The 23,016-nt window shown below is 32.8% G+C and carries 20 protein-coding genes; 11 read left to right on the top strand and 9 right to left on the bottom strand.

The genetic code is table 11. The annotated features are described in order from the left end of the window. The first annotated feature begins 3 nt into the window (after positions 1-3). The 8 genes from cls (at position 4) to ACKTSU_RS01960 (ending at position 10,711) form a co-directional block, all read left to right on the top strand. Positions 4-1,446, top strand: a complete 1,443-nt coding sequence (gene cls / locus ACKTSU_RS01925; protein WP_408034690.1) for a cardiolipin synthase — start codon at positions 4-6, stop codon at positions 1,444-1,446. Positions 1,447-1,691: 245 nt separating this feature from the next. After that, complete coding sequence (locus ACKTSU_RS01930) at positions 1,692-2,732, top strand: META domain-containing protein (protein WP_408034691.1); 1,041 nt, start codon at positions 1,692-1,694, stop codon at positions 2,730-2,732. A gap of 116 nt (positions 2,733-2,848) precedes the next feature. Next, the gene (locus tag ACKTSU_RS01935; protein WP_408034692.1) at positions 2,849-3,340 is read left to right on the top strand and encodes a GbsR/MarR family transcriptional regulator; all 492 of its coding nucleotides are present in this window, start codon (positions 2,849-2,851) and stop codon (positions 3,338-3,340) included. 12 nt (positions 3,341-3,352) lie between these two features. After that, positions 3,353-4,480 (top strand): efflux RND transporter periplasmic adaptor subunit, encoded by a 1,128-nt coding sequence (locus tag ACKTSU_RS01940; protein WP_408034693.1) that lies wholly within the window; start codon positions 3,353-3,355, stop codon positions 4,478-4,480. Positions 4,481-4,499: 19 nt separating this feature from the next. Further along, positions 4,500-7,637 carry an efflux RND transporter permease subunit gene (locus ACKTSU_RS01945; protein ID WP_408034694.1) on the top strand — a complete coding sequence of 1,046 codons (3,138 nt, stop codon included), beginning with the start codon at positions 4,500-4,502 and terminating at the stop codon, positions 7,635-7,637. A 2-nt stretch (positions 7,638-7,639) separates the two neighbouring features. Continuing rightward, positions 7,640-9,037 (top strand): efflux transporter outer membrane subunit, encoded by a 1,398-nt coding sequence (locus ACKTSU_RS01950; protein WP_408034695.1) that lies wholly within the window; start codon positions 7,640-7,642, stop codon positions 9,035-9,037. A gap of 13 nt (positions 9,038-9,050) precedes the next feature. Continuing rightward, complete coding sequence (locus ACKTSU_RS01955; protein WP_408034696.1) at positions 9,051-9,623, top strand: TetR/AcrR family transcriptional regulator; 573 nt, start codon at positions 9,051-9,053, stop codon at positions 9,621-9,623. A gap of 125 nt (positions 9,624-9,748) precedes the next feature. After that, on the top strand, positions 9,749-10,711 hold the full coding sequence (locus ACKTSU_RS01960) for an AraC family transcriptional regulator (RefSeq protein ID WP_408034697.1): 963 nt from the start codon (positions 9,749-9,751) through the stop codon (positions 10,709-10,711). A gap of 2 nt (positions 10,712-10,713) precedes the next feature. On the opposite strand, the gene ACKTSU_RS01965 is transcribed toward ACKTSU_RS01960, so the two are convergent. The 5 genes from ACKTSU_RS01965 to ACKTSU_RS01985 form a co-directional block, all read right to left on the bottom strand. After that, the gene (locus ACKTSU_RS01965; RefSeq protein WP_408034698.1) at positions 10,714-11,520 is read right to left on the bottom strand and encodes a DNA/RNA non-specific endonuclease; all 807 of its coding nucleotides are present in this window, start codon (positions 11,518-11,520) and stop codon (positions 10,714-10,716) included. 2 nt (positions 11,521-11,522) lie between these two features. Next, on the bottom strand, positions 11,523-11,984 hold the full coding sequence (locus tag ACKTSU_RS01970) for an acyl-CoA thioesterase (protein WP_408034699.1): 462 nt from the start codon (positions 11,982-11,984) through the stop codon (positions 11,523-11,525). 34 nt (positions 11,985-12,018) lie between these two features. Continuing rightward, positions 12,019-13,086, bottom strand: coding sequence for an ABC transporter permease (locus ACKTSU_RS01975; RefSeq protein WP_408034700.1), 1,068 nt, complete (start codon positions 13,084-13,086; stop codon positions 12,019-12,021). After that, positions 13,079-14,182: a mechanosensitive ion channel family protein gene (locus ACKTSU_RS01980; RefSeq protein WP_408034701.1), complete on the bottom strand. Its 1,104-nt coding sequence runs from the start codon at positions 14,180-14,182 to the stop codon at positions 13,079-13,081. The genes ACKTSU_RS01975 and ACKTSU_RS01980 overlap by 8 nt, the downstream gene beginning before the upstream one ends. 177 nt (positions 14,183-14,359) lie before the next feature. Continuing rightward, on the bottom strand, positions 14,360-15,046 hold the full coding sequence (locus tag ACKTSU_RS01985; protein ID WP_408034702.1) for a queuosine precursor transporter: 687 nt from the start codon (positions 15,044-15,046) through the stop codon (positions 14,360-14,362). A 65-nt stretch (positions 15,047-15,111) separates the two neighbouring features. Between ACKTSU_RS01985 and fabD the strand changes: the two genes are divergently transcribed. Continuing rightward, positions 15,112-15,999: an ACP S-malonyltransferase gene (fabD, locus tag ACKTSU_RS01990; RefSeq protein ID WP_408034703.1), complete on the top strand. Its 888-nt coding sequence runs from the start codon at positions 15,112-15,114 to the stop codon at positions 15,997-15,999. 49 nt (positions 16,000-16,048) lie between these two features. On the opposite strand, the gene ACKTSU_RS01995 is transcribed toward fabD, so the two are convergent. Beyond that, positions 16,049-16,465, bottom strand: a complete 417-nt coding sequence (locus tag ACKTSU_RS01995; protein WP_408034704.1) for an MFS transporter — start codon at positions 16,463-16,465, stop codon at positions 16,049-16,051. Between the two features lie 106 nt (positions 16,466-16,571). Next, positions 16,572-17,696 (bottom strand): DegT/DnrJ/EryC1/StrS family aminotransferase, encoded by a 1,125-nt coding sequence (locus ACKTSU_RS02000; RefSeq protein WP_408034705.1) that lies wholly within the window; start codon positions 17,694-17,696, stop codon positions 16,572-16,574. A 156-nt stretch (positions 17,697-17,852) separates the two neighbouring features. Here ACKTSU_RS02000 and ACKTSU_RS02005 point away from each other — a divergent pair, with 156 nt between their 5' ends. Both ACKTSU_RS02005 and ACKTSU_RS02010 read left to right on the top strand, forming a co-directional pair. Then, on the top strand, positions 17,853-20,237 hold the full coding sequence (locus tag ACKTSU_RS02005) for a penicillin acylase family protein (RefSeq protein WP_408034706.1): 2,385 nt from the start codon (positions 17,853-17,855) through the stop codon (positions 20,235-20,237). 66 nt (positions 20,238-20,303) lie between these two features. Next, complete coding sequence (locus tag ACKTSU_RS02010) at positions 20,304-20,861, top strand: hypothetical protein (RefSeq protein WP_408034707.1); 558 nt, start codon at positions 20,304-20,306, stop codon at positions 20,859-20,861. Here ACKTSU_RS02010 and ACKTSU_RS02015 read toward each other — a convergent pair. Continuing rightward, a complete protein-coding gene (locus ACKTSU_RS02015) occupies positions 20,858-21,592 on the bottom strand; it encodes a nitroreductase family protein (protein ID WP_408034708.1) in 735 nt (244 codons plus the stop codon). The two genes, ACKTSU_RS02010 and ACKTSU_RS02015, sit on opposite strands and share 4 nt — an antisense overlap. 50 nt (positions 21,593-21,642) lie before the next feature. After that, on the bottom strand, positions 21,643-23,016 hold the full coding sequence (locus ACKTSU_RS02020; protein ID WP_408034709.1) for an aldehyde dehydrogenase: 1,374 nt from the start codon (positions 23,014-23,016) through the stop codon (positions 21,643-21,645).

The raw sequence follows: 23,016 nt of genomic DNA on the forward strand, positions 1-23,016 counted from the left end.
ACTGTGCTCACAACATTATTCTTAATTCTATACATAGCTATTATTCTTGCCGTTGCGGTTATTATTATTAATACCTCAACCCCACCCAAAGCAATAGCGTACTTATTTTTACTTATCTTTTTTCCTGTCGGAGGAATAATTATTTATCTTACCGTTGGAATAAATCATAGAACTTATAAACTCTATAATAAGAAGCTAGAAGTAGATAAAAGTATTTTTATAGAACTTAAAGAGCAACTAAAAAATTATACTAAAAAGACGCTATCAACCTCAAAAATCCAATTAAAGCATTTTTACAATCTTTCTAAGTTTATACATCAAGAAAATGTTTTGACAAGTAACAATAAAGTTAGTTTGTTACTAAACGGAGAACGCAAATTTCCAGAAGTAATTAAGGTATTAAAAGCAGCTAAGAATCATATACATATTGAGTATTATATCTATCAAAACGATGCTATTGGAAAACAAATTGGAGCTATTTTAAAAGAAAAAGCTGCGCAAGGAGTGAAAGTACGTTTTATATACGATGATTTTGGATGTAAAGATATTCGTAAATCATTTGTAGACTCTTTAATTGAAAGTGGTGTTGAAGCGTATCCTTTTTATAAAATAAAGTGGTTGTTGTTGGCAAACAGAATCAACTATCGAAACCATAGAAAAATTATTGTTGTTGATGGTCAAGTTGGCTTTATTGGGGGAATTAATGTTTCTGATAGGTATATAAATCCTAACAAGTTTAATCGTTATTGGCGTGATACACATATAAAGATTGAAGGATTAGCGGTGTTGAACTTACAGCGTGTTTTTTTAGCAGACTGGAACTTTTGTGCTGATCAAAATGTTATTGTTGAAGAAGAACTTTTTCCTATAGATAAACAAGAAATTACAAGCGATCATACTCAGTTAGTACAAGTAATTTCTAGCGGACCAGATTCTGATCATCCAGATATAATGTATGCGCTTATTCAGGCAATTTTATTGTCAAAAAAAGAAATACTGATAACTACTCCTTATTTTGTTCCTAGAGCTTCTTTTTTAGATGCACTTAAAATAGCTAGCTTAAGTGGAGTGAATATAAAACTATTAGTACCCAGTATTTCAGATTCAAAATTGGTAAACGGAGTGTCTAATTCTTTTTATAAAGAAGTGTTAGAAATAGGAGTTGAGGTGTATAGGTATAAAAAAGGGTTTGTACATGCAAAAACGATGATTTTTGACGAGTTAATTAGCTCTGTGGGAACTGCAAATTTAGATGAACGTAGTTTTGAACTCAATTTTGAAATTAATGCTTTGGTTTATGATAAAGAATTAGCTTTTCAGCTAAAAGAAGCCTTTTTAGAAGATTTAAAGCACAGTGAAAAAATAGATATAAAACAGTGGAATAGCAGGTCTGTTTTTATACGATTTGCAGAAAGAATAGCTCGTTTGTTAGCTCCTATTTTATAAAAAAGCTTCTCAATTTAGAGAAGCTTTTTTGATTATTCTTTGATGATAAACATCGATCTACGATTGAGTTGATGCTCTTCTTCAGTACATGTTGTAGTGTTTGTACAATTAATAATAGCTATTTTATAGGTTGGCTTACTTTTTGAACATTTGGGGGTAATTGATAATCCTTAAGGAGTATTTACGTAATTTTTCGAGGCTTAATTTTGTAAAGATTATTAATACCGTAAATAAAAATAAGTAAGATGAAAAAAGTGAGTTTGTTTTTACCAATAATTGTTTCATTAGTGTTGCAATCATGTGGTAGTTTAAAGAATACAGGAAGTACAGAAGAAGTGTTTTGGGTAAGTGGCATAAAGACAGAATGTAGTGCTGGTGCGGGTAAAATGAACTGTTTAAATGTTTATAAAGGAAATAATATTGCAGAAGCAACTTGGGAGCTTTTTTATGCTCCGATTGAAGGATTTATTTTTGAAGAAGGAACCCTTCAAAAAATAAAAGTGAAAGTAGAACGATTAAATCCTAAAGATGTACCTGCAGATGCTTCTAGTATAAAGTATACATTTCTTGAAAAAATAGAGAGTCAAGCAGATATTAGAACTTATTTAGCTGGAGAATGGAGTGTTACAAGTTTGTATGATAGAGAATTTAATGAAACAACAAATGCTCCAAGCTTAACGATTGACTTAAATAAAAATAGGGTTTCAGGAAATGATAGCTGTAATAATTATACAGGTCAAATATCAAATATTACCTCGCAAAGTTTAAAAATTAAAACAGTGACAACTACTAGAAGAATGTGTTTCATAATGGATGTTGCCAATAGTTATAACAAAGCTTTAGGAGAAATAAATACCTATTTAATAAAAGGAAACAACTTGATTTTTTTTAATAAAGAAGGAAAAAAAACCGTATCTTTTACAAAATCAGTTAAAAAAGAATCAGAAGCTTCGTTGAATGGAGATTGGATTGCAGCTAGAATTGAAGGTGCTCCAATTAATCGAATGTTAAAAACTCCACGTATAAAAATTTCATTAGAAGAAATGAGATTGTCTGGAAATAACGGATGTAACGATTATACAGCTCTGATTAATAAAATATCAGAAGACAAAATTGAAATTGGTCATATTGCAGCTACACAAAAAATGTGTAGAGATATGCAAATCGGTGCTGATTATCTTAAGATGTTACAGAGTTCTGTTAGTTTCGAAGTAAAAGAAGATTTACTTAAATTTTATAACAAAGAGGGGGGAGAAACAATCTCATTTTTAAAAGTAGTGAAGTAAAACACTGAAAATAAACACATATCATCTTTGTTAAAAAAGGATTTAACAATTTTTTAACTTCGTTTAGTTCGGTTTGTTCCGAACTAAACTTATTTTTGCAGAGTAAATTTTTAATGATGATGAATCAAGTAGAAAAGAAAAAATGTGAATTAGTTGAAAAGTTGGGGATCTTTTTAGAAAAAAAAGAACAAATGGCTCCTGTGGCCGCAAGAATTTTTTCGCATATCATTTTAACGGGAAAACAAGGAACAACTTTCGAAGATTTGGTATCGGGTCTTTGTGCGAGTAAAAGCACAATTTCAACACACCTTAACCACTTACAAGATTTAAAAAAGGTGAATTACTTTACTAAAACAGGAGACAGAAAAAAGTATTTTGTTTTAAATAAAGATACAATGCTTCAGGGAATTAGTGATATGGTTGAAGAATGGAAAGGAGAGAAGCAATTACATATAGAGATTAAGGCTTATAAAGAAGAAGCTAATGAAAATTTAGAAGAAGAGAACCAATTTGAATTAGGTTTTCACGATAGCTTTATCGAGTTTTTAGATGGAGCAATAACATCTATTATCAAATTGAAAGAAACAATTGTAAACCACAAACACTAATTATAAAAAAAAATGAGAAAAACAAGAATATACGGTATTACCATACTTGGTATTGTTGTTATGACTTTTACAGGTTGTAAAAAAGAGCAACAACAAGTTCCTAATCAGCAAAGAGCTTTACCTTTAGCTGTAATAGCTGTGCCTCAAAAAAATGTTACAGCATACACAAGTTATCCAACAACTATAGAAGGTACTGTTAATAGTGAAGTACGAGCAAAAGTTTCAGGATACATCCAAAAAGTGTTGGTAGATGAAGGTCAAAAAGTAAGAAAAGGTCAAGCTTTATTTAAACTAGAAACGCAATCGTTAAGTCAAGATGCTGGAGCAGCAAAAGCAAATGTTAACGCAGCTCAGGTTGAGGTAGAAAAACTAAAACCTTTAGTAGAGAAAAACATTATAAGTCCAGTTCAATTAGAAACAGCAAAAGCAAAATTAGCGCAAGCTAAAAGTGCGTATAATAGTGTGGTGGCAAATATTGGTTATGCTACAGTAAGAAGTTCTGTAGATGGTTATGTAGGAGCAATTCCTTACAGAGAAGGTTCACTTGTAAGTGCTACTAGTGCAAAACCGTTAACTACTGTAGCAAGTATTAAAAAAGTGTTTGCATACTTTTCTATGAATGAAACAGAATATTTAAATTTTCTTCAACAAACAGAAGGTAAAACACTTCAAGAGAAAATTAAGAACTTCCCTAAGGTAGAATTGGTTTTAGCTAACGGACAAGCGTATGAAGAAAAAGGAACAATTGAAACTGTTACAGGTCAAATTGATGCTAAAACAGGTACTGTAAGCTTTAGAGCAGTTTTTGATAACCCTAACCGATTATTAACTAACGGAAATAGTGGTACAATTAAAATACCTAAATTATATGAAGAAGCTTTAGTAGTTCCACAATCTGCTACTTATGAGCAACAAGGACAAACGTACGTGTATAGCGTTGGAGAAAACAATACAGCAAACTCAACTTTAATTACTGTTAAAGATAAAAACGACATGCTATATGTTGTTGGGTCAGGTATAAAAAAGGATGATTTAATTGTAGTTAAAGGTATTGGTAAGTTAAGAAACGGAATGCCTGTTGAACCACAAAAGGTAGCTTTCGATAGTATTGTAAAGCCTATTAAACCCCTATTTCAATAATATTTTAGATCAGTAAATTATGTTAAAAACATTTATAGAAAGACCGGTACTATCTACCGTTATTTCAATTATCATAGTTATTCTGGGTGTTTTAGGGTATACAACTTTACCTGTTGAACAATATCCAGATATTGCACCTCCGACCATTCAGGTAAATGCAGTTTATCCTGGTGCGAGTGCTGAAACCATTTTAGAAAGTGTTATCATTCCCATAGAAGAACAGATTAATGGGGTAGAAGGAATGACTTATATGACTTCTTCTGCATCCAATAATGGTACAGCAAATATTACCGTATTTTTTGATCAAAAAACTGATCCGGATATTGCGGCTGTAAACGTACAAAACCGTGTTGCTAGAGCAAATCCTTTATTACCACAAGAGGTAATTCAAACAGGGGTAACAACGCAAAAGCAACAAACATCGGCGTTAATGTTCTTATCAGTATATTCTGAAAACGAAAATTACAACGCAACTTTTGTTCAAAACTATTTAAAAATTAACGTTATACCAGCACTTCAAAGGGTAAATGGTGTAGGTAATGTAAACGTATTCTCTAACCAAGATTACGCAATGCGTATATGGTTAAAACCAGAGAAGTTAGCGGCGTATAATTTAGTTCCAACAGAAGTAACAGCAGCTTTAAGAGAGCAAAGTTTAGAGGCTTCTGCAGGTTCATTAGGGCAAAACGACGGACAAGCATTTTCATATAACATTAAGTATAGCGGACGTTTTAAAACGGAAGATCAGTACGAGAACATCATTATAAAAGCATTAGATAACGGAGAGTATTTACGATTAAAAGATGTTGCTAAGATTGAGTTAGATTCTCAAGGGTACGATTCGTATGGTTTTACTGAAGGATATCCTAGTGTTAACATGGGAGTTTATCAAACTGCAGGATCTAACGCACAAGAAATTATTGAGAACATTAAATCAGAGTTAAGTCGTTTATCTCAAGATTTTCCAGAGGGAATCAAATACGAGATTAACTATGATACGAATAACTTCTTAACAGCTTCGATGAACAAGGTAAGAAATACGTTAATAGAAGCTTTCTTATTAGTATTCTTAGTAGTATTTATTTTCTTACAAGATTTTCGTTCAACGTTAATTCCAGCAATTGCAGTACCAGTAGCAATTGTAGGTACGTTCTTTTTCTTAAACTTATTCGGGTATTCGATTAACCTGTTAACATTATTCGCATTAGTATTAGCAATTGGTATTGTGGTAGATGATGCAATTGTAGTTGTTGAAGCGGTGCATGCTAAGATAGATGAAGGAGCTACAGATGCAAAAGCAGCAACATTAGATGCGATGCATGAAATTTCAGGAGCAATTATTTCGATTACTTTAGTAATGGCTGCGGTATTTATTCCTGTAACGTTTATTCAGGGACCAACAGGGGTATTCTATGAGCAGTTTGGTATTACGCTTATTGTCGCAATTTTAATTTCTGCAGTAAACGCATTAACATTAAGTCCAGCACTTTGTGCTTTATTCCTAAAAGGACACGATGATCATGAAGATGAAAACAAAAGCTTTTTACAAAAGTTTTATGATAGATTCAACGCAGGATTCAATGCTACTACAGAGCGTTACGGAAGATCATTAGCCTTTTTATACAAGAACAAATGGGTAACAGGGTTAATATTAGTTCTTTCAGGAGTAGGAATTTGGTGGGCAGCTAATACAACCCCAACAGGATTTGTTCCTAGTGAAGACCGTGGTATTATTTTTATGAACGTAGAGTTACCAGCAGGTTCTTCTATGGATAGAACAAATGTGGTTACACAAGAGTTATATAAGAAAGCAAAAGATATTCCAGGTGTTAGAGGGGTAACTGTAATTAATGGTAGAAGTTTAATTAGTGGGGCAGGAACTAACTACGGTTTAGGATTTGTGAAGTTAGAAGATTGGGATAAACGTGAGGCAGACGATCAATCAGCAAATGCTATTATAGGTAAATTGTTTGGTGTCGCAGCTACAATTCCTGATGCCAATATCATTTTCTTTGCGCCACCAAGTATTCCAGGATTTGGTCTTTCAGGAGGTTTTGAAGTAAACTTGTTAGATAAATCAGGAGGAAGCTTTGAAGATTTAGATAAAACAACGCAACAGTTTATTGGTAACTTGATGAAGCATCCAGAAATTCAGTATGGTCAATCATCATTCAATACAAAATATCCTCAATACGAATTAGATATTGATGTACCGTTGGCTAAAAAATACGGAGTTTCGATAAGCAGTATTTTCTCAACCTTACAAGGATATATTGGAGGAGTTTATGCAGCAGATTTTGCAAGGTTTGGTAAACAATACCGTGTATATGTTCAGGCATTGCCAGAAGATCGTAGCGATGCGAATTCATTAAATGAATTATATATAAAAACAGGAAGTGGAGAAATGGCTCCAATTACACAGTTTGTAAAATTAAAAAAAGTGTATGGTCCACAATCGGTAACACGTTTTAACTTATATAACTCAACAAAAATTAACGGAGCAGCAAACCCAGGATATAGTACAGGTGATGCGATTGCTGTTGTAAATGAAGAAATTAAAAACTTACCAAGTAATTATGAAGTTGCTTACTCTGGTTTATCTCGTGAAGAGGTGAGTGCAGGTAACCAAACAGTAGTGATTTTCTTATTAGTTATCGTTTTCGTTTACTTTTTATTAGCAGCGCAATACGAAAGTTACATCTTACCATTAGCAGTAATTTTCTCGTTACCTTTAGGTGTCTTCGGAGCATTTTTCTCAACAAAAGTAATGGGCTTAGAAAACAACATCTATTTCCAAATTGCATTGATCATGCTGGTAGGACTCTTGGCAAAAAATGCGATTCTGATTGTAGAATTCGCAGTACAGCGAAGAAGACATGGAGAAAGTATAGTAGATGCAGCTATTCATGGAGCAAAAGCACGTTTACGTCCGATTTTAATGACCTCATTTGCGTTTATCTTAGGGTTAATGCCGTTAGTATTAGCAAAAGGAGTAGGAGCAGAAGGAAACAACTCAATCGGAACGGGTGCAGCAGGAGGAATGTTAATTGGAACAATTTTAGGAGTATTTGTAATCCCTATTTTATTCATCCTTTTCCAATGGTTGCAAGAAAAAGTATCAAGTAAACCAGCTGTTATTGAAACTAAAGAAGATTAATTATGAAGTTTATAAATAAAACCTTGGTTGTAGTCGTAATGGCTACAACCTTACAAAGTTGTTTTGTTGCAAAAGACTACGCACGTCCTGAGCTAAAAGAAACAGAACACTTGTATCGTACCGATAATTTACCACAAGATAGCCTTTCAATGGCAGATGTGTCTTGGAGAGATATGTTTGTAGATGCTCATTTAAAGCAATACATTGATGAAGGTTTGCAAAATAACCTTGATATTCGTGTAGCTATACAACAAATGGCAGCAGCTGAAGCTTATATGAAGCAAGGTAAAGCAGGGTATTTACCAAGTATAGGAGTAGGAGCTAAAGCAACACATCAAGAATTAGCTAAAAATAGTCAGTTCGGATCTTTTTTCAACGGAAGTTTACAACAGTTTGAAATAACAGGAAATCTTTCTTGGGAAGCAGATATTTGGGGAAAAATACGTAGTAACAAAAGAGCAGGAAAAGCAGGTTATTTACAAAGTGTAGCAGCTCACCAAGCAGTTAAAACTAAGTTGGTTTCAGCTATAGCATCAACATATTATCAGTTAGTAGCATTAGATGCACAGTTAAAAATTACTGAGCAAACTATTGAAACTAGAGAGAGTAGTGTAAGTACCATTAAAGAACTGAAAAATGCTGGACAAGTAACACAGGTTGCTGTAGATCAGAACATAGCTCAGTATAATAAAGCAAAAGCTTTAAAAGTTGATTTAGAAGCTGCAATTTTCAAAACAGAAAATACGTTAAATTTATTATTAGGTAAAACCTCTGTAGTTATTGAAAGAAGTAAGTTAGATCAGCAAGAGCTTAATGCGGCTATTAACCTTGGAGTACCGGCTACATTATTAAGCAACCGACCAGATGTGATGGCTGCTGAATATGGCTTAATCAATGCTTTTGAAATGACGAATGTGGCAAAAAGTAACTTTTATCCATCGTTAACTGTAACTGCAAATGGTGGTTTCCAAAGTTTAGAGTTAGATGAGTTGATAAGAGCAAATTCGTTGTTTGCTAATATTGTAGGCGGATTAACTCAGCCAATTTTCAATCAAAGAAAAATTAGAACGCAACACGAAGTAGCAAAAGCGCAACAAGAACAAGCATTGTTAAACTTTAAGAAAACATTGTTAACAGCAGGTAACGAGGTTTCTAATGCACTTTTCGATTATAACGCAGAAACAGAAAAGTTCGAGTATAGAAAAAATGAAGTTGAAGCGTTGCGTAGAGCAGAAGTAAATTCTGAAGAATTATTGAAAAACGGATATGCGAACTATTTAGATTTATTAACTGCAAGAGAAAGTGCATTGAATGCTGAGTTAAACGTTATTAATAACAAATTAAATCAGTTGTTAAGCGTTGTAAATTTATATGAAGCGTTAGGAGGCGGTTGGAAGTAAGATCGTTTTTATTATGAGTAATAGGAAAAAACTTATCGATGTAGCTAAAGAAAAATTTATAGCTTTTGGTAGTAAACATACTACAATGGATGAAATAGCCGAGTTGCTCGGAATATCCAAAAAGACAATCTATACTTGTTTTTCATCCAAAGAAGAATTGATTATAGAAAGTATCAAAGCGCTAATAAATGAGTTTAAAATTGATGTAGAACCTATCCTTAACTCTAATGAATCAGCTTTAGATAAAGTAATAGCGATTTACGAAGTAATTTTTAAGTACGTAGTAAAATTTAAACCGTCGTTTCTTTTCGGATTAAAAAAGTATTACCCTAATGCGTACGATGCATACAAAGAAATTACTATAGATGTAGTTTCTACAGATATAATGAGGTTACTTGAAGAAGCTAAAGTGAATGGAGAGATAAGACCAGATGTAGATCTTGAATTATTTAGCAAGCTATATTTAAGTGATTTAGAACGTCGTTTGTTTGATGCTGATAATTTGTTTGACAATTATCCAAAAGAGGTGTTATTAGAATATATGATTGTTAATAATTTAAACTCTTTAAAACCTACCACTAAATAGGGATATAAGTTCGTGGTTTTTAAGAAGTGTCATGGAGTTTTAAAACTTATGGCACTTCTTTTTTTTTGATGAGAATGATAGTTTAAAAATAATTATTTTTGATGTTTTAGACGATTAGTAAGTAAATGAAGGAAAAAATAATAGAATATCAACTTGCACAACCCAAAGATTTTTTTGCAGAATTAAGTAAAATATTACCTGTAGAAATTAAAGGAACGGAACTTGTTTTTAAGGAAGAACTAGGTGAAGGAAAGATAAAATACATAGAAGTGCAAGAAGGTTTATGGGCGCAGCAAATAGATTATACTTTACATAATGATATAGGTTTGTTTCGAATTCCTAAAAGCACAAATGATTTCTTTTTAGTTGATTTCTATTTGTCAGATACAGAAATAATAAGATGTGCAGAAGGAAAAACATTTAAACAAAGTTTTGAAAATGTAAATATGGTATTGAGTTCTTCTACTACTGCATCAAAAGCGTTATTGCCTAAAAACAAAAGAATAAAAGCTTTCAATATTCTCATTTCTAAAGAGTGGTTATTTAAAAACGTATTAGACGATCATGATAGTTTACGAGGCTTTTTTAGTTGTAATAGCCCAATATACTTATCAGAAAATTTAGATTATAAACTCAAAGAGTTATTAAAGAAAATTGATTTAAACCAAAATAATAGATTAACATCAATTTCTAACATTATACAAATTGTCGATTACTTATTTATTCGTTTTGGAGACAGACCTTTAAAAGAAGGGAAGCAAAACATACATCCAAACGACTTACAGCAGTTGATGAAAGTAAGGAAAGTATTAGATACAAACCCGGAAAAAGAAATTTTGTTAAACGATCTTTCAGGAATTGCGGGAATGAGTTTATCTAAATTTAAGCGTCTTTTTAAACAAGTTTTAGGAACAACACCATATAAATATCACTTAAAGAACAAAATGGAAAAAGCGATGGAAACCCTACAACAAGGTAACTATTCTGTGTCTGAAACAGGTTTTTTAATGGGCTATTCTAATTTAAGTCAGTTTTCAAAAGCGTTTAAAAATCACTTCGGAATTTTACCTAGCGAAGTAAGCATATAAACTTATCTAAAACTCCAGTTTTTATAATTAGCAGAAGCCTCTAGTTTATTTTCTAAATCATCTGGAAGTCCAGGGAAAAAATCAATCCCTGTTTTTTGCTCTAATTCATCAATAGAAACTACAAAATCAGATAGAGGTTTATTACTGTCTTCATGTGGAAGTAAAAAAGCAATGGCTTTCACTTCAGGTTCTGTGTAATCTAATAAAACCTTGTAAAAATAGTTGGGAACGCTTACGTTTTCCTTTCCAATAGTTTTCAAGTTAGGTTCTAAAACTCCACCAGTAACAACATACAAATGGTTATATTTTTTAGCCCAATAACGAGTTTTTTGCTCTAGTTTGTTCCAAATACCAGCGTTAAATTCATGGTTTTGAGGAGAGATATTAGAGGTGTAAAAGGTTTCATCATGTGCTTTTTGTGAAGCGCGTCTATCTCCTGCAGGACATAAATGCCCTTTGTCGTAACCAGATTTTTTATAATTTCTCCAATCAGCAGATTTGGTTTTTACTTTAGGATCTTCAATAAAAAAAGGACGTTTATAATTGGTGTAAACAATATCACTTTTATCTAAAGTATAAGCGACCCACTCAGCCTGTTCATGTTGTTCACTATAAGATAACTGGTAGCCATTATGTTTAATAATAGCTCCAGTTGTAGAAGTTGGAAAGTAATTAAAGTTATTAGATGTATTGTTTGCCGTTTGCGTTAAATCTAAAGAAGAAGTGTGGCTATCTTTTTGTTGTAACCAATAGCCAACAAGCAAAGCAACAATTGTAATAACTACTTTTATTTTCCTAGAATTACTCATTTTTATTTATCTGAAATAAGCTCTTTGTTTAATACGATTTCTTTAAAGTCTGCTGTTTTTTCAACTTCATTAAAAATTTCTTGAAATTTAGCAGGAGGTACTGTTAATTTACGTTTCACTAAGTCTAACCAAGCACCATAAACAGTAATAATAGCAGATAGTTTTCCAGCTTCGTTAAAAACTTCATGTTGAATTTTCCAACGCTCACCTTTACTAGACAATCCTGTAACTTTTAAGTTCACAGTAATATCCTCTCCCATGTGGATTTCTCTTAAAAACTTGGTGTTTTCTTCAAATAAAATAGGTCCTACATTTTCTTTTGTAAAATCTTGAACTGTAACATTATGCTCTTTAAAAAAACGTAAACGTAATTCAGCTGCATAATCGTTGTATGCGGTATGACGCATGTGTATGTTGGCATCAAAATCTGCCCATCGTGTTTTAAATTGTACACTAAAACTCATATCTAAAATTTTAAGAAAGCGAAATTACAAATTTTTAAGCTTTCACGTCTAAAGCATCACGAAGCGTATTTCCGATAAGCATAAATGCCATTACTAAACTCATAATTGCTAGCCCAGGGATAATGGCTAAATACGGCTTTCCAAGAATAATATAATTGTAGTGGTTTTTAATCATAGCTCCCCAAGAAGGAGTAGGAGGTTGTGCTCCGATACCTAAGAAACTTAAGCCGCTTTCAATCAAAATAGCGGCTGCAAAATTAGCAGCAGATATTACAATAATTGGTGCTAAAATATTGGGTAAAATATGCTTGAAAATAATTCTAAAATCAGAAAAACCTAAGGCTTTAGCGGCTTCAACATATTGTTGTTGTTTAGTAGTAATTACTTGACCTCTAACCACACGTGCAACTTCTACCCACATAGTTAAACCTACAGCAATAAATACTTGCCAAAAACCTTTTCCTAAAGCCAGTGTGATTGCAATTACCAATAAAAGTGTAGGGATAGACCAAGTAATGTTGATAATCCACATGATAAAATCGTCTATTTTTCCGCCAAAATACCCTGCAATTGCTCCGATAGGAATTCCGATGACAAGAGAAATAAAAACGGCGATAAAACCGATAAAAAATGAAATTCTTGCTCCGATTAGTAACCTGCTCAATAAATCGCGTCCGTATTTATCGGTTCCTAAGTAAAATGTTTTTTCTTGAATGTATTTTTCGTAAGCTGCAGGAAAGTCCTTTGGTAAATCATCTGCATACTTAATTACTTCTAGTTGATTATTTTTAACTGAGTGTGATTGTATAGGAATTTCAGTTGCCGATTGTTCTTTTCCGTTCATAAAAACTGAAAACCACGACTGCTGACTTTTACTTTCAGAAGGGATGCTCAACATTTGAACAGAAAAGCCTGGAGGCTTAGAGTGAATTTCTAAATGCATTTGATTAGCAGAGTTACTATTGTCTGGTGCTAAAACATAGCAGAAAACTGCAACTAATCCACAAAAAATAATAAACCAAAAGCTAAACATTCCTGTTTTACTACGTTTAAATTTTTGGATGGCTATTTGCCACAAAGATGTACTTACGTTACTATTCACTCTTTTTAAATTCTTTCAAATTATTGATGTCAATACTCGACGGATTTTGAAAAACTTCTAAATCAAAATATTTAACAGAAGCTAAGATGTGATCAAAAATATTCGCCATTACACGCTCGTAATCTTGCCATACTTTTTCTCTACTAAACGCATAAATTTCCAACGGAATTCCATTAGGAGTTGGTTCTAGTTGACGAGACATGAGTAACATGTCTTGGTTAATTTTTGGATGATTTTCAATATACTTGTCTAAATAAATTCGGAAAGTTCCAAAATTGGTCAAGTTTCTACCGTTTAGTAAGACTGACTTATCAACGTTATGCTTCTCATTGTATTTTTTTATTTCCTCACTACTTTTTGTAATGTAATCAGAAATTAATTCAATTTTTTTAAAGCGTTCGATGTCTTCATCAGTAAGAAAATGAATACTATTTATTTTAATTAAAATAGCTCGTTTAATGCGTCTACCCCCTGAACTATTCATCGTTCGCCAGTTTTTGAACGAATCGGATGTTAGGTAATAGGTTGGGATGCTGGAAATGGTATTGTCAAAATTTCTAATAATTACTGAAGTTAAGTTGATTTCAACCACATCACCATCAGCACCATATTTTTCCATAGTAATCCAATCACCAATTCTAACAGTATCGTTAACCGCTACCTGAATACTTGATACAAAACCAAGAATAGTATCTTTAAAAACTAATAAAAGAACTGCTGAAAAAGCTCCTAAAGCAGTTAAAAAACGAATTAGAGGTTTACCTGTTAAAACTGAAAAAGACGAAATAGCTGCAATAAGCCATAACACAATCATAAAGATTTGCACATAGCTTTCTAAAGGTTTGTCTTTAAAAGCTTCGGTAGTACGTAAAAAATCTTTAACTGTTAATAAAATACTACGGATAAACCAGATGATGGCAAAAATAATTCCGATAGTCGTAATACGTTCTGCGTAGGTAAACAAGTTAGGGAAATCAACAAGAATTTCTTTTAGAAGATTATAAATCAGTATGAAAATGATAATTCTTGTTAAGTTTAAAAAAGTCCTGTTTTTAATTAGTAAATCATCAAAAGTGGTAGATGTTTTATTCGCCATTTTGCGAATAGCTTTTCTACCAAAGTATCTGAAAGCCTTAAAAAGGATATACCCTAATAGAGTAAGTACCACAAGGTTTGCTAAAAGATTAAGGTATATTAAAGTGGTTTCAGAAAGAGAAAAATGCTCTTTAAAAAATCTATAAAAAAACTTGTTTAACATAGTAGTACAAGGTTGTTAATCTGTTATTTCTTCTCCAATTTTTAAGCCGAAATTTCTTCGGAACCAATACACCGCAATATATAAAACAGGGGTGTCTAGGGCAGCTACAATAACTTTAAATAAAAATCCACTTATTAAAAGACTTCCAAAGATATTCCAAGGAAGAATTTTAAAGGAGCTCAATAAAAATAGTACGGTAAAAGTATCTATAAATTGTGATAAAAAAGTAGAGAAGTTGTTACGAAGCCATAAATGTTTTCCTTTGGTTAAATTCTTCCAAAAATGAAAAATTCGGATATCTATAAATTGAGCAGCTAGATAAGCTAGCATTGAAGCTAAAACAGCTAAAGGAGACAATCCAAAAACTTTTGTAAACGTACCATTGTCAATAGGAGAATTATCTATAGCAGGCGTATAATCGGCTACTAGAATAATGAGCATAGAAAAAAAGGAGGCAAAAATACCAGCGATTACTACTTGGTTGGCTTTTTTCTTTCCGTAAATTTCCGATAAAATATCAGTAATTAAAAAAGTAATAGGATAAGGAAGAATACCTACCGAAACCTCAAAACGGAACAAATTAAAAGGTTCCCAATAAAAAAACTTCTGAAAAATTAAATTCGAAGTTACTAAAGATGCAATAAATAAAGCTGCTAAAACTAAGTAGATAAGTTGCGCTTGGTTTTTTAGTCGTGCCGTCATAAAACGAAGATAGTAATTTTAAAAATTGTATGTTTGCATCGTTAAACAAACAACAAAATAAATACATGAAGGCATATATTTTTCCAGGTCAAGGAGCACAATTTACAGGAATGGGATTAGATTTATATGAAAATTCACCATTAGCTCAAGAACTTTTTGAAAAAGCAAATAATATATTAGGATTTAGCATTACCGATGTAATGTTTGAAGGTACTGCTGAAGAATTAAAACAAACAAAAGTAACGCAACCAGCTATCTTTTTACATTCGGTAATTTTAGCGAAAGTTTTAGGTGATGATTTCAAGCCAGAAATGGTAGCAGGTCACTCATTAGGGGAATTATCTGCATTAGTGGCTAATGGAGTATTATCTTTTGAAGATGGATTAAGATTAGTTTCTAAACGAGCTTTAGCAATGCAAAAAGCTTGTGAAATTCAACCATCAACTATGGCAGCTGTTTTAGGATTAGAAGACAAAGTTGTGGAAGATACATGTGCTGAAATTGATGGAGTAGTAGTAGCAGCAAACTATAACTGTCCGGGACAACTAGTAATTTCTGGAGAAATTGAAGCTGTTGAAAAAGCTTGTGAAGTATTAAAAGAAAAAGGCGCTAAAAGAGCATTACTTTTACCTGTAGGAGGAGCATTTCATTCACCAATGATGGAGCCTGCTCGTGAAGAGTTAGCAGAAGCAATTGAAGAAACTACTTTTAACGAGCCTATTTGTCCGGTATATCAAAATGTAGTAGCTAAAGCAGTAACAAATCCTGCAGAAATTAAAGAAAACTTAATCGCACAGTTAACAGCACCAGTAAAATGGACACAGTGTGTACAAGCAATGGTTGCTGACGGTGGTACAGAGTTTGTTGAAGTAGGTCCTGGTAAAGTATTACAAGGCTTAATGCGTAAGATTGATAGAAACGTAGCAGCTAGCGGAGCTAGTTTTGAAGCGTAATAAATTTTATATAAAAATAAAAAAGCGAACTCAAACGAGTTCGCTTTTTTTATGATTGTAATTCAGAATCTTTAATGTCTAAGGTTCTTGAAATTTGATGTTCTTTTGGTGCTAAGAGAATCATATAAATTAATAAAATTACTCCTAACAGTAAAAAGTCAGGTTTTAAAAATAAAATTATAAAACAAGCTCCTTCAATAACAGCCCATCTTACGATTGAAGCTGTTTGATAAATGGCAAACTTCTCTTCATTACTAGCTTCTCTTTTTACATTTTTCAACATGTTTTTAAATAAGAAATTACTAAAAACATAGGCAATTGCAGGAATGAAAGCATAGAACAAAGAAGAATTATCAATAACCATTTTGAAAATGTTTTCAAAATCTCCTAAAATAAAATACGCCAAAGTAATTCCTGCTACTAAAGCTAAATGAATAAATTTTAATGTTTTAATTTTCTGTTTCATAGTTTTATTTATTAAATAGTCATTTTGAAGAAGGTGCTATCGAGAAATCTATACTATTTATAGTAATGAGATTTCTCCCTTTGTTCGAAATGACCTTTTACCATTATTAAATAAAATCGTTAATAGTTTTCGTAATAAAAGCTAATTGTTCTTCATCTAATTCTGTATGCATAGGCAACGAAATTACTTCATCAATTAATTGATTGGTAATTGTAAAATCAGCTTCGTTATACCTGTCATCTTGATATGCTTTTTGGGCATGTAATGGTACAGGGTAATAGATAGCATTAGGAATATTATTATCTAATAAATGTTGGTGTAATTCATCACGTTTTCCATTGGTGATTTTCAAAGTATATTGGTGGAAAACATGGGTTGTAAAATCGCTAATTGTTGGTGTAACGATATTCGGATTGTTAGCAAAAGCATTTGAGTAGTATTCTGCAGCTTTTCTACGAGCATCACAATAACTATCTAATAAAGGGAGTTTAGCTTTTAACACCGCTGCTTGAACAGAATCTAAACGTGAGTTCACTCCAACTACGTCGTGGTAATAACGTTTGTACATTCCGTGGTTTACCATTCCTCGAAGTGTGTGTGCTAATTCATCATCATTAGTAAAAATAGCACCACCATCACCATAACATCCTAAGTTTTTAGAAGGGAAGAAAGAAGTGGTTCCAACATTACCCATTGTACCTGCTTTCTTTTTTGTTCCGTCAGTAAAAGTATAGTCAGCACCAATAGCTTGTGCGTTATCTTCAATCACAAATAAATTATGCGCTTTAGCAACTTCAAGAACAGCTTCCATATTCGCACATTGTCCAAACAAATGTACAGGAACAATTGCCTTTGTTTTAGGTGTAATTGCCTTTTTTAAAGCTTCAATATCAATGTTAAAGGTATCTGGTTCAACATCAACTAAAACAGGAGTTAATTTTAATAAACCAATTACTTCTACAGTAGCAGCAAAGGTAAAATCGGCAGTAATAACTTCATCACCTGGTTCTAAACCTAAACCCATCATGGCTATTTGCAAAGCATCTGTACCGTTAGCGCATGGAATTACGTGCTTAACACCTAAATATTTTTCTAAATCTGCTTGAAACTCATGAACATACGGTCCGTTAATATATGCTGAAGTATTTAAAACTTCTTGGATAGAAGCATCAACCGTATCTTTTATTTTTTGATATTGACTTTGTAAGTCAACCATTTGAATTTTTCTCATTGAACATGATTTTTATTAGCATCAAAAATACAAACAATCTATGATTGATGTTGTAGAGATTTCTAAAATAATTTATAGAGAAGGACTTTTTTAACATATTTGAGAAATAGAGGAGTAAATAATAATTCTGTTATATTTGATGAAAAATCATCCCTAATGAAGTTATTAAAAAAGTCGTTAAAAATTGTTCTGTTATTACTAGTGTTATTAAGTGTTGGTGTTTGGTTGTTTACAAAAACTCTGCATCCAACTTATGAGGGAGAGTTACAACTAGCCTCAATTTCAGATAAAGTTACTGTGTTTTATGATGAAGTAGGAGTTCCGCACATTACTGCACAAAATCAGCAGGATGCTTATATAGCTTTAGGATACGTACATGCCCAAGACAGATTATGGCAAATGGAATTGATTCGAAGAATTTCGGCTGGAAGATTAGCAGAAGTTTTTGGAAAAGATTTAGTTAGAGTCGATAAATTTTTCTCTGGATTAGGGATTGAAGAAGCGGCTGAAAAAACAATTCAAGAATTAGATAAAAATTCTGAAGCTTATAAATTAACAGAAGCGTATTTGAATGGTGTAAATCAGTTTATAGAAGAAGGGGCAACTCCTTTAGAATTTTATTTAGTAGGGTTAGAAAAAGAAAATTACACTATTAAAGATGTGTATAATGTCTTTGGTTATATGGCGTTTAGTTTTGCTGTTGCACATAAAACGGATCCGTTATTAACAGAAGTAAAAGAAAAATTAGGTGAATCTTATGTAAATGAATTATTGAGTTCTTACAACGAAAACTTAACACTTAACAAAACAACGAATAAAAAAACTATCCATGCTGATTTTTCAATTGCTGTAAATGAAATAATGGATAAACTACCTGTTTCTCCATTTATTGGAAGTAACTCATGGGTAATTGCGCCACCGAAAACTAAAAACGGAAAAGTAATTTTTGCGAATGACCCGCATATTGCATATTCTCAACCTTCGGTTTGGTATCAAAATCACATAAAAACTCCCGATTTTGAAATCTACGGATTCAATTTAGCGTTGATGCCGTTTCCGTTATTGGGACATAACACAAATTATGCTTATGGATTGACGATGTTGGCAAATGATGATTTGAATTTTTATGTAGAAGAAAACAATCCTGAAGATCCGATGGAATATAAAACACCTGAAGGGTACCAGAAATATGAGCTATGGGATAAGCATATAAAAGTAAAGGGAGGAAAAGATACCACGTATCAGGTAAAGGTGAGTAAACACGGTCCAATTATGAATGGTTTAATGGAACAGGTTAAAGACAAAAGACCAATTGCAACGAACTGGATTTATACACAGTTACCTAATAAGTTGTTAGAGGTGTCATATAAAATGTCGCATGCTAATTCGTTACAAGATTTTAAAACAGGAGCAGCACAAATTCATGCACCAGGTTTAAATGTAATGTATGGTGATGCCAAAGGAAATGTAGGTTGGTTCGCTTCTGCTAAATTATATGAGTTAAGAGATAGTTTGTCTTCTAAAATGTATTTAAATGGAGCTTCTGGTAAGGATGAAATTATAGCGTATTTAGACTTTGAAGAAAATCCGCAAGCAGAAAATCCGAGTTGGAACTATGTGTATTCAGCAAATAATCAACCTGATTCTGTGAGGGGTAAGTTGTATCCAGGATATTATCAGCCAGAAGACAGAGCAAAGAGAATTGTAGAGTTATTAGAGCCTAAAAATGATTTCACCAAACAAGATGTGGCTGAAATGATTTACGATGTTACTTCGCCTGTAGTTCCAGAAATTGGAAGAGAGTTATTAGCAAGTGTAGATAAGTCGTCATTATCACCTTCAGCTAAAAAAGCGTATTCGGTATTAGAAAAATGGGATGGAGAATATTTAAAAACCAATGTAGCTCCGACGATTTACAATCGATTTTTATATGAGTTTTTAACTGCTACTTTTAAAGATGATTTAGGAAAAAGCTTTCAGTTATTTATTGATTCACAATTGCAAGATCAGGTGTTAGCTCAACTAGCTAAAAGAGAACAATCGGTTTGGTGGGATGATGTTTCAACAACTGATAAAGTTGAAACTAGAAACGAAATAATCACGACAGCTTTTCAAAAAGCAATTGCATTTTTACAAAATCAATTAGGAGAAAACGTAGATGATTGGACGTGGAATCGTGTAATTTCTGTGGAGTATGAGCATGCTATTGGTAAAGCAGGCGGATTGCTACGTAAATTCTTTAATGTAGGTCCGTTTGAAACCATTGGAGGAAATGAGGTAATTAATAACCAAATTTTTAAGTTGGATAGCACAGGAGTGTATAAAATTCATGCAGGACCTTCAACTCGAAGAGTCATTGATTTTTCTGATGTAGAAAACAGTATTGCTATAATGCCAACGGGTCAATCAGGAAACGTGTTTAGTCCGTATTACAAAGACCAAGCACAAAAATATGTAGATGGTGAGTTTGTAAGGATGAATCTCAATGAGGAAGATATAAAGAAGAATAAAAATAAATTGGTGTTTTTACCTAAGAAATAATTCTCTAACATCATTGGAAGGAATGAAGCATTTTTTTGTTTAAATCTCTTAATATGAAAAAAGTCTATGAATAATGAAGTCAATATCACTAGCGATGGTATAAATATATACGTTAGTTTAAGGGTGGTTTCTAACAAAGTAGCGAATGCTTTTTTAGTGTTAGTTAATTGTGTGGCATTAGTGATTTTAGTACTTGTTTTAAGTAAGATTAATATTGAAGATGAACCTAAGTTGCTGTTTCCAATGATTATAGCTCCGTGTTTGTTTTTTTATTTCGCAGGACGTTATTGCTTGTGGAATTTGTACGGTGTTGAGAATATTATAATTAACAAAAATTCATTTAGCTCTTCCCTTGATTATGGATGGTATAAAACGAATTTAAAAACACAAAAAGTAGGTGAACTTGGTTTAGGATTTGAGGTTAAAAGGGTAGAAGGGGAAACCAATAAAGGAGATATAGTAATTATAGACTATGCTAACGAAGCAAAATTGCCTCTAAAAATTTACACAACAAGTGTTTTAATTCCTGAAGATAAAGCAGAAATTATTCTAGAGGAAATTTCTAAGATTTTTATTAGTGATTTAGATGAAGAGTATGATTTTGTTCCTTTTTCAGAGAATTAAACTTCTTTATAAATTTCTTCAAATGGAATTCTAAAACGTTCTCCATAAACTCCTTCTGGTTTACGGATACCACAAGAAATGACCATATTAATTTCTGCGCCAAAAGGTAAGCCTAATAAGCGTTTGAGTCGCCAAGTGTCGGAGCCTTCCATAGGGCAGGTGTCATAACCTTCAGCAGCCATTGAGAGCATGAATGTTTGTGCTGCTAATCCACAGGTTTTATGTGCTACTACACGCATATCACTATTGCGAACTTCACGATAAATAGGTCGGAAAAGCCCTATAACAAGAATCATCAAGTATTTGATATAGCCAAAAATTCCAAAAATATCAAAGTAGGTAAACGGAATTAGCTTTCCGTAGTAATTACGTGCTACTTTTTCTCTACTTCGTTGCTCCGATTTCGGATTGTTTTTTCCAAAAACTTCATCCATAAAAGCTAAGTTGGCTTTAGCGCGTTTGCGCCATAAATCTTTACGAACCACAAAAACAACTAACTGTTGTGCAGTTCTAGCAGCATTTTGATTAAAACACAAGGGAGCTATTTTTTGCATCATTTCTTTAGAAGTGATATGATAAAACTCCCATAGTTGCATGTTGCTACTGGTAGGTGCTAAACTTGCTTGTTCTAAGCATTTTTTTACAATAGCAGTGTCTATTGGTTTTTCAGAGTCGTACACTCTTACCGAACGACGATAATTAACTGCTTCTGATACGGTTTTTTCACTCATAACTTGAAAGTCTTGGTTCTTGATTCTTTTTTCTTGTTTCTGAAGAAAAACTATCCCAGTTTCATTAAGGTTTTTAATTGTTGCAATTTTCCTTTGTACGGAGCATATCGAGTAGGAACGTCTAACCAAGTTCCGCGAGAAACCACTCCTTTTTTGTGTGAAAAGGTGTCAAACGTTTGTTTTCCGTGATAACCACCTATACCACTTTCTCCCACACCACCAAAAGGTAATCTATGATTGGCAAAATGAACTGTAGTGTCGTTTATGGTTCCGCCACCAAAAGAATAACGCTGAATCATTTTTTTAGCAAATGAATTTCGATTGGTAAACACATATAAAGCCAAAGGTTTGTCGTATTTAGCAGTGATTTTTTCAATGTCGGCTTCATTTTCGTAAGAAATTAGAGGGAAAATTGGCCCGAAAATTTCTCCTTTCATTACTTCACTATCCAAACTAGGTTCGTCAATTAAGGTAGGAGCAATGTAGCAATCGTCTCTATCAGTTTGTCCGCCAATTACACACTTTTCATTTTCTAGCATCAAAGCTAACCTATCAAAGTTTTTAGTGTTTACGATACGTGGAAAATCAGGAGAGTTTTGAGGGTTCTCTCCATAAGCCCTAAAAATTTCTTCTTTAAATTGTTGTATAAACTGTTCTTTAACCGATGTATGAATCAATAAATAATCAGGAGCAATGCAGGTTTGTCCGCCATTGATAAATTTCCCCCAAACCAAACGTTTTGCGACCAATTTAATATTGGCCGTTTCATCAACGATACACGGACTTTTTCCGCCCAATTCTAAGGTAACAGGAGTTAGGTGATTTGCTGCGGCTCTGGCAACAATTTTACCTACAGGAACACTTCCAGTAAAGAAAATATAATCCCAACGTTGTGCTAACAATTCAGTAGAAACATCTACGCCACCTTCAACAACAGCTACATGATTTTTATCAAAAACAGTTTCTACAATTTCTTTGGTAATTTTACTTGTATGTGGTGTTAATTCCGAAGGTTTTAATACTACCGTATTTCCTGCTGCAACAGCTCCTAATAAAGGTGAGAATGCTAGTTGATAAGGATAATTCCAAGGAGCAATGATAAGTACAGCTCCGTAGGGCTCTTTGTAAATTTTTGCTGAAGAAGGGAAATTTAATAATGACGGTAATACTCGCTGAGGTTTGCTCCAAGAATAAATGTTTTTTATCGCCATTTTTAATTCAGCCAAAACGATGGAAGTCTCGGTCATGACTGCTTCATATTCCGACTTTTTAAAATCATCATGTAGTGCTTTGACAATATCTTGTTGTCTAGCAATAAGTTCTTTTTGTAATCTTTTTAAAGCATTTTTTCTAAAGGAAATATCTTTGGTTTGTTGGGTAGCAAAATAGTTTTTTTGCGACTGAACCAATTCGGGAATATTCAT

It is taken from the genome of Tenacibaculum aestuarii (genome assembly GCF_964510395.1).
In the GTDB taxonomy this organism is placed as follows: Bacteria; Bacteroidota; Bacteroidia; order Flavobacteriales; family Flavobacteriaceae; genus Polaribacter; species Polaribacter aestuarii.